The 15164-nt window shown below is 41.7% G+C and carries 14 protein-coding genes and 2 pseudogenes; 10 read left to right on the top strand and 6 right to left on the bottom strand.

Annotation, left to right across the window (positions count from 1 at the left end):
- Positions 1–32: 32 nt before the first annotated feature.
- Complete coding sequence (locus VTAP4600_RS16075) at positions 33–2075, bottom strand: VPA1269 family protein (protein WP_145958584.1); 2043 nt, start codon at positions 2073–2075, stop codon at positions 33–35.
- A gap of 456 nt (positions 2076–2531) precedes the next feature.
- On the opposite strand from VTAP4600_RS16075, the gene VTAP4600_RS16080 reads away from it, so the two are divergent.
- Positions 2532–3743 (top strand): IS256 family transposase, encoded by a 1212-nt coding sequence (locus VTAP4600_RS16080; protein ID WP_102521929.1) that lies wholly within the window; start codon positions 2532–2534, stop codon positions 3741–3743.
- Between the two features lie 21 nt (positions 3744–3764).
- Here VTAP4600_RS16080 and VTAP4600_RS16085 read toward each other — a convergent pair whose 3' ends face one another.
- Positions 3765–4670: an integrase repeat-containing protein gene (locus VTAP4600_RS16085; RefSeq protein ID WP_172443134.1), complete on the bottom strand. Its 906-nt coding sequence runs from the start codon at positions 4668–4670 to the stop codon at positions 3765–3767.
- A complete protein-coding gene (gmtY, locus tag VTAP4600_RS16090) occupies positions 4663–6066 on the bottom strand; it encodes a gamma-mobile-trio recombinase GmtY (protein ID WP_172443135.1) in 1404 nt (467 codons plus the stop codon). Before gmtY ends, VTAP4600_RS16085 begins: the two co-directional genes overlap by 8 nt.
- Before the next feature lie 138 nt (positions 6067–6204).
- On the opposite strand from gmtY, the pseudogene VTAP4600_RS16095 reads away from it, so the two are divergent.
- Positions 6205–6552: pseudogene (locus tag VTAP4600_RS16095) on the top strand (MarC family protein); the annotation flags it as partial.
- A 126-nt stretch (positions 6553–6678) separates the two neighbouring features.
- Here the strand turns inward: VTAP4600_RS16095 and VTAP4600_RS16100 are convergent.
- Entirely contained in the window at positions 6679–6945 is a 267-nt protein-coding gene (locus VTAP4600_RS16100; protein WP_102523704.1) for a DUF1145 domain-containing protein, read from the bottom strand.
- The gene (gene rsmD, locus VTAP4600_RS16105; protein WP_102523705.1) at positions 6942–7541 is read right to left on the bottom strand and encodes a 16S rRNA (guanine(966)-N(2))-methyltransferase RsmD; all 600 of its coding nucleotides are present in this window, start codon (positions 7539–7541) and stop codon (positions 6942–6944) included. Before rsmD ends, VTAP4600_RS16100 begins: the two co-directional genes overlap by 4 nt.
- A gap of 128 nt (positions 7542–7669) precedes the next feature.
- Between rsmD and ftsY the strand changes: the two genes are divergently transcribed.
- The 6 genes and pseudogenes from ftsY to glpG all read left to right on the top strand — a co-directional run bounded on the left by ftsY (position 7670) and on the right by glpG (position 13079).
- Positions 7670–8890 (top strand): signal recognition particle-docking protein FtsY, encoded by a 1221-nt coding sequence (gene ftsY, locus VTAP4600_RS16110; protein ID WP_102523706.1) that lies wholly within the window; start codon positions 7670–7672, stop codon positions 8888–8890.
- 10 nt (positions 8891–8900) lie between these two features.
- The gene (ftsE, locus tag VTAP4600_RS16115; RefSeq protein WP_102523707.1) at positions 8901–9575 is read left to right on the top strand and encodes a cell division ATP-binding protein FtsE; all 675 of its coding nucleotides are present in this window, start codon (positions 8901–8903) and stop codon (positions 9573–9575) included.
- A complete protein-coding gene (gene ftsX / locus VTAP4600_RS16120) occupies positions 9565–10497 on the top strand; it encodes a permease-like cell division protein FtsX (protein ID WP_102523708.1) in 933 nt (310 codons plus the stop codon). The genes ftsE and ftsX overlap by 11 nt, the downstream gene beginning before the upstream one ends.
- Before the next feature lie 179 nt (positions 10498–10676).
- Complete coding sequence (gene rpoH, locus VTAP4600_RS16125; RefSeq protein ID WP_102523709.1) at positions 10677–11534, top strand: RNA polymerase sigma factor RpoH; 858 nt, start codon at positions 10677–10679, stop codon at positions 11532–11534.
- A 378-nt stretch (positions 11535–11912) separates the two neighbouring features.
- Positions 11913–12225 (top strand): annotated as a pseudogene (glpE, locus tag VTAP4600_RS16130) (thiosulfate sulfurtransferase GlpE).
- Positions 12226–12233: 8 nt separating this feature from the next.
- Complete coding sequence (gene glpG, locus VTAP4600_RS16135; RefSeq protein ID WP_102523710.1) at positions 12234–13079, top strand: rhomboid family intramembrane serine protease GlpG; 846 nt, start codon at positions 12234–12236, stop codon at positions 13077–13079.
- 92 nt (positions 13080–13171) lie between these two features.
- Here glpG and VTAP4600_RS16140 read toward each other — a convergent pair whose 3' ends face one another.
- Positions 13172–13582 (bottom strand): flagellar basal body-associated protein FliL, encoded by a 411-nt coding sequence (locus VTAP4600_RS16140; RefSeq protein WP_102523711.1) that lies wholly within the window; start codon positions 13580–13582, stop codon positions 13172–13174.
- A gap of 144 nt (positions 13583–13726) precedes the next feature.
- Here VTAP4600_RS16140 and VTAP4600_RS16145 point away from each other — a divergent pair, with 144 nt between their 5' ends.
- Positions 13727–14272: a chorismate lyase gene (locus VTAP4600_RS16145; RefSeq protein ID WP_102523712.1), complete on the top strand. Its 546-nt coding sequence runs from the start codon at positions 13727–13729 to the stop codon at positions 14270–14272.
- On the top strand, positions 14269–15126 hold the full coding sequence (ubiA, locus tag VTAP4600_RS16150; protein WP_102523713.1) for a 4-hydroxybenzoate octaprenyltransferase: 858 nt from the start codon (positions 14269–14271) through the stop codon (positions 15124–15126). The genes VTAP4600_RS16145 and ubiA overlap by 4 nt, the downstream gene beginning before the upstream one ends.
- The last annotated feature ends 38 nt before the right edge of the window (positions 15127–15164 follow it).

Consider the following 15164-nt stretch of genomic DNA (forward strand, 5'->3'; position numbering starts at 1 on the left):
TATACCTTCTTAATATCGTTCAAATGGTTCATTTACTCTTCCTCCAATAGTTTAGTCTTTGCAAGAATCATCTGAATCTCCTCAGATAAAGGCACTAATTTGTCACTTTCTTGTAGGGATATTGAGTCTATGGGTCTCTTACCATCAAGCACATGATTGAGTTCTCCCCAACCTCCTAATCGAGCAAGCATTAGCTGAGTCATTTGGTTGCCAACCTTTAGCTGATTGTCTTCGCTTAAATGGATAAATTGTGCAGGGAATCCATTACGCAATAACATCTTGTCTAAACTGGAACTTCTACGAGGGAGTGCTGTATTTGAGTCTGCAGATAAGAATATTTCAGCGTTCTCACAGACTTCCGCTAGTGCTTGATGATGTGATACTTCTTCCAGGTTGATTGATAAACTGTTGGTGTTTAGAACTAGGGGAACTTTGCTCTTTGATTGCTCTTCCTTATCAAACAAAGTTAACGTTTGTCTTAAGAGTTTGAATATCGATAAAATATCGCAGCCCAATGCATCGTGGCGTACTTGCTCCTGTTCTAGTAAGTTGCTTAAACGTTTGTGCTTGAGTCTAACTTCAGGGGAAACAACTTGTCCTTTTGATTCTAGTTTGTAGATCATCACATCCATATGCTCAATTTTTGAATTGAGACTGCACACTTTATTTGAGACGTATTGTCTTGCTTCAGCGATTTCATTTCCTTTTGCTAGCAGCCCGATGTAAAAAGGGATACCTGTAACAAAATGCCTACACCTGAAGCAGTTCTGTTTACCTAAATAGCCAGCTGAAACTGCGGAGTATGCGGGGGTACTTTTTGAGGAAGAGGAAACATCTCTATCACCGCCGTTCGAACATTCAGTTGCTCCATATGGACAAAGGCCATAATCAAAAAATAGGACTGATGATTGTGGCCAATCGGGGTTCTTTAGAGCGGAGTTAACAGGAATTACAAGCTCTTCTTTGTGTTCGTGAATTTTGTTTTCCATCATCAATGCTTGTTTATGTTCTGCCGAACGCTCTAGAGCTTTTTTCTCTCCAATCGTGAGTACACTTGCCATATTGGAATGTGTCATTTTTGTATAGTGCAATGTCATCATGATTTGAGAGTGACCAACTACTTTCATTAGAATATGTAAGGGGACATCACCATAAAGAACTAGCGATGTAATAAGACTTACGCGCATCGTATGAGGGCTATATATCGATGTATATTGAGAACCCCTTTTTCTAGCTAAAGGAGTTTTATCATCCTGAATTTCATAAAGAACTTTAGCAAGTGAGTTGGCGAATATGTTCTGTTTTAACGGCTGGTAGTTGTTTGTGTCAGTGTTTCTATTCCCAGCCCCTGGATTTCGAAATAAGAAGCATTGTGTCCCGCGGTTTGTGAGCACTGCATTCGATGGCTTTATATGTTTATCAAAATGTACGTCAGTCCAACGGGTTGGTTCTTTGATAGGGTTGTACTTCGTTTGCCAATCTCTTAATCGGATAAGCCATGGCACAAGTCTTTCTGGGATATATGGAGAGTAGTATGGCTTACCTGTTTTGTTTGTGTTGACGAACATAACGAAGTTATCTCCATCTTTATGTAATACACCTTGATTGTCTGTTTTTTGAAGCCCTACAAGAGGGTTATCGTTTTTGACCCATTTAAAGTCAGGCACAATATGAGATTTATCATCTAATTCTATAGACTTGTAGCCGTTACAAATTAGTTTGAATTTATCTGCCTCACCTGAATCTAACCAAAGGATTTGCTGCCCTCTTGTAGGCAGGTTAAATAAGCAATACAACGCAATAGCCCTTGCTGGAGACCACATTTCAAATATAGTTTCTCGGTAGCACCTACTCCCCTTATTTCTTTTTAGCTTAACTGCTTTTCGCCATACACAATTGGGGTCGTTTTTATCTATCAGGGCTTCATCGACTTCATACCAATCTGATTTGTTTAACTCATGAGCTACTGTTAGTTGATTAAAATTTTCACAACGTATTTTTCCTGAGTTGTTGTAACGATCTATAAATTCGGGAATGAGGTGATTACGTCCTTTTACAACGTATTCATATGGCAAGGATGGTTTATGTGTTTCACTTTGATTGACTTTGTTGTTTTCAATAACGTGGTTGATATAGGGTATTTGGTATAAGCCTATTTTGGGTATTGGTTTTCTTTTACCTGTCGCTTTATCTTCTACAAAAAAAAGTATCGCTATAAACTGATTTTAGAAATCCTGCTATCTGATTTTTTGTAGAGTTGCGTTGTAGGCTTTCGGGTAATGTTGATAAATACTTATCCATTGATGGAGGCGGGTTTTTACGCTCAAAGAATGGAGAAATGTTATTTGAAGCATTGATATTATGAATATGAGAGGAGCAGTACTTTAGGTAGTGGTTTAGTCGCAACTTAGTGGCTCCAACACTTCTTCTAAGTTTCATACAGTAGTTGCTAGCAAGTGCTGCCCATCCGAGACTGTCTCAATTTCTGTGTAATTGCCTAAACTAAGCCTTAAAGGCTAAGGATAGGCAATATGAACAAGAAAGAGCTTGAAGCTTTCGCCAAGGAAGCAGCAAAAGGAATTAAAACCCCTGAGGACTTAACTGAGTTCAGCCAAATGCTGAAAAAAATTACGGTTGAGGCCGCACTCAATGCGGAAATGGATGAGCATCTTGGCTATGAAAAACACCAACCCTCTAGATCGAATAATAGCCGCAATGGAAAGAGTAGCAAACGCGTAAAAACCGAAGATGGCGAGTTTGAACTCGATACACCTCGGGATCGCCTTGGCTCGTTTGACCCCAAGCTAGTCAAAAAACACCAATCACGATTTACCTCTATGGATGACAAAATCTTGTGGCTCTACGCCCAAGGAATGAGTACGCGCGACATCGTAAACGCTTTCGATGAGTGGTACGGTGCGGAGATATCACCCAGCCTCGTATCGCGCGTCACAAATGCGGTGATAGAAGAAATAGTGGAGTGGCAATCAAGGCCACTCGATGCCATTTATCCTATCGTTTATCTCGATTGTATTGTGGTCAAGATCCGTCAAGACAAGCGTATCATCAATAAGTCGATTTTCCTTGCTTTAGGTATTAACACCGATGGTCAGAAAGAGCTAATGGGCATGTGGATAGCCGAAAACGAGGGGGCTAAGTTTTGGCTGAGTGTTCTAACTGAACTCAATCAACGTGGTGTTGAAGATATCCTTATTGCGTGTGTAGATGGATTGAAGGGCTTTCCTGACGCTATCAATACTGTCTTCCCCCAAACGCATATTCAGCTTTGTATCGTCCATATGGTGCGGAACTCATTGAAGTATGTGTCTTGGAAAGACTATAAGGCGGTGACTGCCGACCTGAAACGAGTGTATCGCTCTACTACAGAAGATGAGGCTCTACTCGAACTGGAGCGCTTTGGCGAAGTCTGGGATGGGCAATATCCGCAAATATCTAAGTCCTGGCGCAATCACTGGCAGAACCTCAACACGCTCTTCAACTACCCAGAAGATATCCGTAGAGCCATCTACACAACCAATGCTATTGAGTCTCTCAATAGCGTGATCCGTAAAGCACTAAAAAAGCGGAAGATCTTCCCTAACGATGAGGCCGCAACCAAAATGGTGTACTTAGCAATCAAAGACGCCAGCAAGAAATGGACGATGCCCATTCAAAACTGGCGTCAGGCTATGAGTCGGTTTATTATCGAGTTCGAGGAACGTCTCGATAAACACGTTAACTAAATGGCAGTTACACAGAATCTGTTACAGCCTCGCCCATCCTTCCATTTCCAGATCTATCAGATTCTGAAAATCATGAGCTTTCCACAATATATCGTTAGCATTCTTATACTGGTCAATCTGTGTTGGGTTGACTTTTAATCTAGGGTGGTTGCGTGCATGGCTTTTGTACTCTCCGAGATTACGAATTCTTTTCAGGGCACAATACTGCCTAGTTTCTGCTAGTGAAAAGTAGTGCAGTTTTAGAAGTTCAGCATAAGACTTATGGCCATAGAAATTAACAGGCCGTTTAGGTAACTGATTGTTATATTTTGCCTTTTCTAAATAGCTTTTGAGTGTCCATAATTCGTGCTCATAACAATAATCAATAAGCTCTGCTTTCGAGAGAGCTTGGGGGATAGGCTGAGCTAAAAAGGTGCTCCAACCCGGGAAGTCTGAATAATGTTTATCTGGATTAGATGGAAGTTTTGGGTCTTGCTTATAGTGTTCAATATAACGAGATTTTGTTAAAGGATACTTCTTTAGAAGGTATAAAGCTGCTTTAGATGCCTCTTGCCAAGATTGATAAAAACGTTGCCATAAGAATGCTTGCCAATGAGGTAGGTTATATTGAAGTTCAGGATCTTTGGGGAGTTTTGTGTCTAACTGGTAGATGGCTAAGTATGCTGATTTAGTTGGCTTTGCCTTGCCTATTAGGTTTCTAAAACTCTCAAGTGTTTCTTTTGCTGTTGGATAACTTTTATCTGTGCCTAAGAATGTCAGCCATGTATTGAAATCAGTGTAATAGGTCTCGGGACTCGAAGGTAATTTAGGGTCATTTTTGTAATGTTGCCTATAGCTCGAGGCCGACCGTTTATGAATAGACAGGTTATCTAAGAGCTTGATAGCAGCAATGGACGCCTCTTCTATAGTTTTGTATTTGTTATTCATTTTGAGCCTGCATTTTATTTTCTGCTTTGAGCATCCTTTCTTTGATTGAATCGTGAGAGAGTTCTCCATAATCATTCTGAGAGTTAATGTTTTTATGATGCATCATTGATCTTATGTACATAGGTTCTAAGCCTAATTCATTTAGTTCTTGTTTATACAAGTGCCGCAGTCCGTGAGGTGTAGTCCCTTCGCTTTTAGAGCTTATTAACCCAACTCTCTCAACGGCTCTCTTTTGACCATCTAGGAGAGCTTTGTAAGAAAGGGGTTGTCCATCTCTTAGGTTCGAAAAAGCGAAAGGATGACTCTGATTTTTTGGTGCTTGAAACTTTAAGTATAATTGCCAATAAATTAGGAAAAGTTCTGCCGCATGAGAGTTATTGAAGTATGCAATCATATAGAACTTTCTGGGGATTAAGACTGGATTCTTCCATCCGGTGTACAACCTTTTAGGGCTGTTCTTGTTGCTCCTGGGAAGCATACTATATTCAGTTTTTAAGAATTCATCTCTGCGGGCATATGGTTTGTTGTATGCCTTACGCCATTCATTTGGAGCAATCCCTTTCTCAGGATGGTGTACTTTTATAAGTGGTATTTTTTTATCTAGATGAATCTTCGTTTGAGAGGGGTCAAGAGAGATGTCTGATATATATAGGTTGGGCACTTCTGATATCCTCAATCCACAAAAGCGCATTAGTAAAAACGCTAAGACTTTAGCTAAATCTAAGCGTTTATATAAAGGTTCGTTTGCTTTAGCCCCCCGAATAACAAAACCTTTTTCTACTACGTCCCAAGTTCTTTCTTTTGGGAACGTATATGTCATTTGAAATGTTTGAGGCTCTCTATGCTTTGAGATGAAAGGTGTACGTTTTGCGTCTTTATATGCTTGAGAATCGTCATGGGTATGCTTTAGAAAAGAGTTGTTCTTTCGATGATGGTAAGCCGCCAAGTTGAGCATTTCTTCATATGGAGTGGCTTTGACCATTGGATTCAACAAGGCATTTTCTCCTCCTGTTTTTTCCAATAAGAACTCAGAGTATGTGGATATGTATCTGACTAGCTTGTTAGTCTGTTTGGCTGTGCGAGGTTGCCATCTCAAGTCTGTGTGGTCTTCACCTGTTTCTTGAACTGTTCCGGAGAATAGTGCATTTGAAAAAGCTTCGAACATAAGTCTTGGAGATTGGAATACCCCTCGGGTAGCCTGCCAATAATCAAGAAGTAGACATAATGCTTGTGCATTTTCACGATGCCAGCTTTTCCCTTTGTTTTTCCTTGCCAACTGGTAGAGCAAAAATGATTCAAGTATAAATCCATTAATACTAATCACTCTTAGTTTAATCACTTGGAACCCACTTTGTGCTACGTATCTATCTCTACAGACAATTGTATATTTACCCATTGGTACACTCGCAATTGTTATAAATATGATCATCCATAGGGGTAGTATAGGTATGTATTGCTTACTTTGTGAACGATGTTGATGTGTTTGTGGGTAGAGTAATCGCATAAATAGTACATTTTAAAAGGGGTATCTTTCATTGCAATTAAGATGATCTTTCCTCAGCCCGGTGGCGTTACTGGCCTTGCTGCCGGTGAGGAGCCCTATATTGTGCCTATTGCGATTCCAATGATTGCAGGCCCATCGGTGATTGCTTCTTTGCTCTTGTTATCGAACCAGCAGCCAGATCGTATGATGGATTGGTCGTTAGCTGTATTGTTAGCTTGGGGAGCTAGCTTCCTGATACTGATGTTCTACGACTTCTTCCATAAGTTATTGGGAGAGCGAGGACTGCGTGCTGTAGAGCGTTTGATGGGATTACTTTTAGTGATCATCTCGATTCAAATGCTACTCAATGGCGTGAGCAGTTATTTTAAGCTCGCCTAAGCCAAATGTTCGCTGTCTAGTTTGTTAGATTGAATATAAAAAAAGAGCCCAAAGTGCTATTCGACTTTTTGGGCTCTTTTTGTATCTGGTGTTGAGATCAATACAGGGCTTAAACTCAGTGCTGAACTAGGTCATGTATTTTCTACGAATGTCTAGCATGGCAAAAATACCAAAAATTAATATCGACCATTTCTCCCAACTAGTGATTTTGACTTTGTCTCCAAATGCACCAAGGAAAATCAGCATTTGAAGTGCATGCATAAACAGTAGAAACGCGGTCATGATGTACAGTGCGATAGCCGCTTTTCCCGGAAATGGAGAGAAGATATTCACTAAGAGAACAAACCAAACAAAAGCAACCGCGGCTTTTGCTAATATCAGCAGAATTTTCATTGAACTTTCCTTTCAAATAAACGGTAACTGACTTGCCCAGCAGTTTTTTCTCTATGGGCGTACCAGTGTGGTGGTAGTGAATCGATAGCGAGTGCTTTCTCTGTCTCGATATAAATCATAGCATTTGGTGCTAACCAGCCATTTTGCTCTAAAAGTATGATAACTTCGCTCAATAGGCCTTTGTGGAAAGGTGGGTCGATAAAAACCACGTCGTAGGCTTCGCCTTGTTTGGCTAAGTACTGCAAAGTGTCGGTTTTTATCACATCGATATTATTCGCCTTTAATGCTTGGCAGTTATCGCATAATTGTTGATATGCCTTTGGATTCAATTCTAACATGGTGACAAGTTCAGCTTGACGCGAGGCAGATTCAAAACCAAGACCGCCGGAGCCTGCAAATAGATCCAAGCATTTGGCGTGAGGGATATCCTGAGCTAGCCAATTAAAGAGTGTTTCTTTAACGCGATCTGTCGTTGGTCTCAATCCTTCGGCATCATGAACAGGAAGTTTTCGACCACGCCACAAGCCGCTAATGATGCGAACAACGCCTGTAGAGTTTTTATTTTGTGATGGGTTTTGCTGACGACGTCTTTGCATAGATTTTTTGACCGCAAATAAAGTGATAGTATAGATAAGTTTTGTACCGCTAAAGTGTACCAGAAAAGTTTTCTCAGTTTGTTGCTCAAGTTATTGAGTGACCAATAAAGTAATGTTTAGGATTTTCGATGACAGAAAAGAAAAAGCGCGGATTGTTGTCTTGGCTTGGTTTTGGTGATGAAGACCAAACTGATAAAAAAGAATCAACGCAAGAGAACAGCCAAGAAGCCGAAAACACGGTAGAAGCCATTGATGCTGACATTAACGTAGCCTCTGCCGACGTCGCTTCTCCAGCAGAAGAGCATGTTGAAACTCCAGTAACCGTTGATGAAGTAGTGGAGCAAGATAACCTGACCGCTGAAACGGAGCCTGAAGCTGAAACCGAAACAGCAGAGCCAGAGCGCGTACAAGAACAAGAAAAGCCAATGGAAAGCTTCTTTACTCGTTTAAAGCGCAGCTTAAGCCGCACCAAAGAAAATATTGGCGCTGGCTTTTTTGGTCTATTCAAAGACAAAAAAATCGACGATGACTTATTTGAAGAGTTAGAAGAGCAACTATTGATTGCTGATGTAGGTATGGACACCACGGTTAAGATCATCGAAAACTTAACAGATAAGGCCAACCATCGAGATCTAAAAGATGGTGAAGCCCTATACGGTTTATTAAAAGAAGAAATGGCCGACATCCTTAGCCATGTAGAAAAGCCTCTGGAAATTGATACCACTAAAACGCCTTACGTTATTTTGATGGTGGGCGTGAATGGTGTGGGTAAAACAACCACCATTGGCAAGCTGGCTAAACAATTCCAAGGCCAAGGTAAAAAAGTTATGTTAGCGGCGGGAGATACTTTCCGAGCAGCAGCTGTTGAGCAATTACAAGTTTGGGGTGAGAGAAACCAAGTTCCCGTCATTGCACAACATACAGGTGCAGACAGTGCGTCTGTTATCTATGACGCGATCGAAGCAGCCAAAGCTCGTGGTGTTGACGTTGTTATCGCTGATACAGCAGGTCGTTTGCAAAACAAGAGCAACTTGATGGAAGAGCTGAAAAAGATTGTTCGTGTTATGAAGAAAATCGACGGCTCAGCACCTCATGAAATCATGCTAACCTTGGATGCAGGCACCGGACAAAATGCGATTAGCCAAGCGAAGTTGTTCAGTGATGTGGCACCGATTACCGGTATTACTCTGTCTAAGCTCGATGGCACAGCGAAAGGCGGCGTGATCTTTGCGATAGCCGATCAATTTCAGATCCCAATTCGTTATATTGGTGTAGGTGAAGGTATTGAAGACCTTCGTCCGTTCGTTGCACAGGATTTTGTCGACGCGTTATTCAGTCGCGAAGAGTAAGGGTTTCATCGTGATTAATTTTCAGCAAGTCAGTAAAGCATATCGTGGTGGTCGCCAAGCCTTACAAAAAGTGGATTTTCACTTACGTCGTGGCGAAATGGCATTTCTTGGTGGGCACTCTGGTGCGGGTAAAAGTACCTTGCTGAAATTAATTTGCGCCATCGAGCGCCCGACCGATGGAAAAATTAGCTTTAATGGTCACGATATTACTCGGATCAGCGGTAAAGATATTCCCTTCCTAAGGCGAAATATTGGCATTGTGTTTCAAGATCATTGCTTGTTAATGGATCGCTCTGTTTATGACAATGTCGCCCTACCGATGCGAATTGAATCTGTGTCTGAAAATGAAATTAAACGCCGTGTGTCTGCGGCGCTTGATAAAACGGGGTTACTGGACAAAGCTCGTTGCTTACCTAACCAGCTATCTGGCGGTGAACAGCAACGTGTTGGGATCGCTCGTGCGGTAGTTAATCGACCGACGCTCTTACTCGCTGATGAACCAACGGGTAATTTAGATCAAGAACTTTCAAACCGTGCATTGAGCTTATTTGATGAATTTAACCGTGCAGGTGTGTCAGTTTTATTTGCTACACATGATGTTGATTTAATGAATACTCGCCCGCACGTTCGTCGCTTAGAGCTCAATCAAGGCTTTTTAAGTGAGGTATCAAGTAATGGGCAATAAAAACAAACCTAAAAAAGACGGTTTTTTGGCTGCCCACATTAAGCAAGCTAAACGCTCTTTGTATGAATTAACCCAGCGCCCGCTAGGAAATTTACTCACACTTGCGGTGATCTCCGTTGCATTGACTCTTCCTGCTTGTTTATATCTGGTAGGTAAAAATTTGAGTGTGGCAGCAGACAGCATGAGTGCTTCTTCGCAAATTAATGTGTTTTTGGTAGAGCAAACGCCAGAAGCTCGTATCATGGTCATGAAAGACGAAGTAGAAGGTTGGAGTGAAATCCAACAAGTTGAGTATATTTCATCTCAGCAAGGCCTTGCTGATATGAGTGAGCATGCTGGTCTTGAGCAAGCCCTGTCTATATTAAGTGATTATGCATTGCCGGCGGTTCTGGTCATTACCCCGACAACGGACAACAACGCAGATTTGCAATTACTGACCACCAAATTGCAGTCGCTTCCAGCGGTAACTGATGTACGCATGGATGAAGACTGGCTGGAGCGTATCAGCGCAATTAAACATGTCGCGATGGGCTTAGCCGTTGCACTTGGTGTACTGATGCTAGGTGCGGTATTCCTTATTGTCGGTAACACACTTCGTTTCAATATTATGGAACATAAAGAAGAAATCAAAGTGATGAAGCTAATAGGTGCAACCGATAGCTTTATCTTACGACCGTATTTGTATACGGGGATGTGGTTTGGTGGATTAAGTGCCATATCTGCATGGATTTTGACAGCAGCGGTGACGATCTTATTAAATGGCGCTGTGGAAGATTTAGCTAATTTGTATGACAGCCCATTTAGGTTGATTGGAATGAATTGGGATGAAACCGTCGTTCTTTTAGTGATTGGAACGTTATTAGGGTTGATCGCAGCAAAACTGTCAACGCAGCGTCACCTAAAAGAAATTGAACCTGTCTAAGATCTTTCGGTCAAAAATGGAGATTACGTCCCATAGGTAACACGTTTGTTACTTGAATGGGGCGGATATCTATGGATAATGTCCTTCCCTTTCTTGAAAGCTGTTCATTTTCAGTTCAAGATAGATGGGGTAGATTACATATTCGCTTTACAGTTATAAAGAATCGAACGAGGAATTGAATGGCAAAGGCAGCGTATCCAATGGCTCTAGTGACACAAGATAGCTTAGACAGCTACATTCGTTCAGCAAATAGCTACCCAATGCTAAAGGTTGAAGAAGAACGTGAACTAGCCGAAAGATTACACTACAAAGGCGAAATCGATGCTGCAAAGGGGTTAATCCTTTCACATCTTCGATTTGTCGTTCATGTTGCACGTGGATATTCAGGCTACGGCTTACCTCTGGCAGATTTAGTTCAAGAAGGTAATATCGGCTTGATGAAAGCGGTGAAGCGCTTTAATCCTGAAGTGGGTGTTCGCTTGGTTTCCTTTGCCGTGCATTGGATCAAAGCTGAAATTCATGAATATGTGTTACGCAACTGGCGCATCGTGAAAATCGCGACCACCAAAGCGCAACGCAAACTGTTCTTTAATCTTCGTAAGAATAAAAAGCGCCTGGGTTGGTTTAATAACGGTGAAGTAGAAACAGTAGCAAGAGAGCTAGGTGTTGAGCCTTCAGAGGTTCGTGAAATGGAATCTCGTTTAGCCGCTCAAGATGCTGCGTTTGAAATGCCAACAGAAGACGATGATTCAAGTGCTGCTTATTCTGCGCCAGTTTTATACTTGGAAGATAAGCAATCAGACATCGCCGACAATATTGAAGCGGATAATTGGGAAAAACACACCAACAACCGTTTAAGCAGTGCTCTTTCTACATTAGATGATCGTAGCCAGCATATTGTACGTTCTCGTTGGTTGAATGATCAAAAGTCAACATTACAAGAATTAGCGGATGCCTATGGTGTATCAGCTGAACGTATTCGACAGCTAGAAAAGAACGCAATGAAGAAGCTTAAATTGGCCGTTGGCGAATTTTAATCTCTTAGATTCAGAACACGAAAGCCGAGATCAAATGATCTCGGCTTTTTTATTATCTGATGATCTTAGCGGCAAAAAATATTGTGGATAAGTCTGTGGGGTAATTATTATTAACAGAGGGTAGAACCGCCTATAACGGGGCATTGCGCCCAAGTGACGCGTGGGGATACTTTTTGGTTTACACACAGATAAACAAAGATCATTACTACATGTAGTGGATCTAAGATCCTAAACCTACTTTATCAACGCAATCCACAGTGTTATCCACAAATGCCTAACTTTTGCACAGCCTTATTCAGGGGTAACTTAGGCATTCACGTTCAGCCTCTGGATACGTTACAATGGCCGTCACTTATATGAATGAAATTAGGGATAAAGATGGAAACTTTTCAGCACATTGATGTAACAGCGGCATACAAGCTAATGAGCGAAAAAAATGCTGTATTGGTGGATATTCGAGATCATCAATCTTTCACGTTATCTCATCCTGAAAATGCCTTTCAATTGACTAATGAATCTATGGCGACGTTCATGGCACAGCATGACTTTGAGCAGCCTGTATTAGTGCTGTGTTATCGCGGGATCAGTAGTCAAGGACTTAATTAATCAAGGTTATGATGAGGTCTACAGTGTCGATGGTGGCTTTGATGCGTGGCAAAAGCTAGAACTTCCGATGGTGACCCTAGCTTAGGAGGCAGTATGATTCGACTGATTGCGATGAATAATCCAAGAGTTGCTCAAGCTTTTATTGATTATATGGCATCTAGGCAGATAGAAATCGATATGATGCCTGAAGGTGAGGGTAATTTTGGGCTTTGGCTCAAAGACAGCCAATACCAAGTCGAAGTTGAATCTGAACTGACTCTGTTTTTGGACAACCCAACCGCCAGTAAATACCAAGCGGCGTCATGGGATATGGCAGAAAGTCGAACCCGCCAGTTTAATTACCCAATGCCGAGCTTTTTGGCGATGATAAAAAACAAAGCAGGGCCCGTCACTATATTGGTGATGCTGCTGTCTATTGTGGTTTATGGTCTACTGCAGTTTAGCAGCGCTCAATCGATATTGAATTTATTGCATTTTCCGGCTTACGAAGGCCAGAAATTTGAACTTTGGCGCTGGGTCTCTCATGCGATATTGCATTTTTCAGTAACCCATATCGTATTTAATTTACTGTGGTGGTGGCAGTTTGGTGGAGACATCGAGCAGCGCATCGGCAGCGGAAAGTTGGTACAAATATTTATGGTGTCAGCGGCGCTTTCTGGTGCGGGGCAGTTCTGGGTTGAAGGTGCTAACTTTGGCGGCTTATCCGGTGTTGTTTATGCATTGATGGGCTATTTGTGGATGTTGACTATTAAGGCTCCTCAAAAAGGTTTGCTCATTCAAAAACCGATCATTGGGTTTATGCTGGTTTGGTTAGTGTTGGGGTATGTACAACCTTTCATGGCGATTGCTAATACCGCTCACCTTGTTGGTTTGTTGTCGGGAGTAGGGCTTGGGTTGTTTGATGCTCAGCGTTTTAACTCTCAGAGTACGCACTCATAGTGTAAAAGCTAAATACCAAAATATAATCATTAAAAAAGACGACATGAAGTCGTCTTTTTGCTAACTGAAGTCCGTTTGAATGTAGTACCCAGCTATTGGTATAAATACTTGGTAAACAACAAATCGGCAATGAGCGTTTTTCCTGTTTCCGCCAACAAAATTTCATTTAGCTGGTCGATCATTTTCTTTCTAAGCTCTTCGCGGCCAGAAAGAGACTTAACGACGTCTTCAGTTTGTCTACCTAACATATCCACAACCGCATCACGAATAAGTGGGTTGTGTTGTTCTAGTAACGGAACAAATGTTGTGTCGTTAACCATTATATCAATGCGAACTTGCAAGTAACCCAGCTTTTTTCCGCTGGTATGAAAGTTAGTCGTGAGATCCGGTTGCAATGTGTAGTAGGCGAATTTAGGCCCAGCGGCTTCTTCTTCCGCCATACTTGGAAAAGAAATTAAGGCGATAAAAACCAGTAAAATTTTTGCGAGCAATTGTCGATGCATAATTGTGTCTTTTGTTTGTGCCAATGACGACATTCGAATAGGATTTGTCTGTTACAATAGTGAGTCAACAGTGACGAAATTGAAAGAAAATTCTCTTAAATAGTACGTTATTGTAAACCAGATCGTGATGAATAGAATATTGGTATGGATGAGTTGAAATCGTTGTACTTTACCGCGCTCAAGAAAGTGAAATGGCAGCAGCCCGAAACATTTTCGTTTGAAGATGAAAAATCACGTTTGTGGTTATTAGAGGAAGGCTCGCTTTCTCGCCTTTTGGCAAAAGAATGCAGCAAATTGAGTGTGAACCTGCTGAAAAATGAAACCATCAACCACGCTCAAGTATCTGAGCACGAAAGAGGTTGTTTGGTTCAGGAAGATTATTTGCTTCGAGAAGTTATTTTATCAGGGGATGAACATGAGTGGGTACTTGGCCGAACACTCATTCCGCTGTCTTCGTTGGAGGGTCAGCAACATGATTTGACTCGCCAAGGTGATATTCCATTAGGTCTAACAGTGTTTAATGCCGAGTATGTTAAGCGAGATGAGCTGGAAGTAGGCTGGGCTGAAGTACCAGAAGGCCGATTGTTAGCTCGGCGCTCACGATTATGGATGAACCATAAACCCATGTTAGTGGCAGAGTTATTTTTGCCAAATTCTCCTATGTATTCTTGTTCGGTGGTAATGAAATGACAATGGCGAAGGCGCGTGCATACCTTCAGTTAATGAGACTTGATAGGCCAATTGGTACTTTATTATTAATGTGGCCAACGTTATGGGCGTTACTGCTGTCGGCTGGTGGTATCCCAAAGATTGATGTCTTAGTCGTGTTTGTTGCTGGTGTTTTTTTAATGCGCTCGGCAGGTTGCGTTATCAATGATTACGCCGATCGTAATTTTGATGGTCATGTTGAACGTACTAAAGCACGTCCGTTGCCTTCTGGTTTGGTTTCAAGTAAAGAAGCGTTGATCTTATTTTTGGTTCTTGCGCTGCTCTCTTTTGTCTTGGTGTTGAGCATGAACACGCTCACTATTCAGTTGTCATTTGCGGGTATAGTGTTAGCGTTTATCTACCCATTTATGAAACGCTTTACTCATTTACCTCAGTTATTCCTAGGCCTTGCGTTTAGTTGGGCGATCCCGATGGCGTGGGCGGCACAATCAAATGAGTTGCCGCCACAAGTGTGGTTAGTCTTTCTGATTAATGCGTTATGGACGATCGCTTACGATACTCAATATGCCATGGTGGATAGAGACGATGACCTGAATATTGGCATAAAGTCGACCGCGATTTTATTTGGTCGTTCGGACAAGCTCATTATAGGTCTTTTGCAACTAGCGGTGATTGCTTTATTGATCGTGCTGGGAGGTTGGTTGTCACTGGGTAGTGGGTTTTATTGGGGAGTACTCGTTGCTGCCGCTCTTTTTGTTTATCAACAACATCAAATTCGTAGTCGAGAGCGCCAACCGTGTTTTCATGCATTCCTTAATAATAACCACGTAGGCATGGCGATTACGCTAGGGATTTTAGTGAGCTTCTGGTGGTGATATCTCTCTAACTCAATATCCGTTTACTATGTATAAAA

This window comes from Vibrio tapetis subsp. tapetis, assembly GCF_900233005.1.
GTDB lineage: Bacteria > Pseudomonadota > Gammaproteobacteria > Enterobacterales > Vibrionaceae > Vibrio > Vibrio tapetis.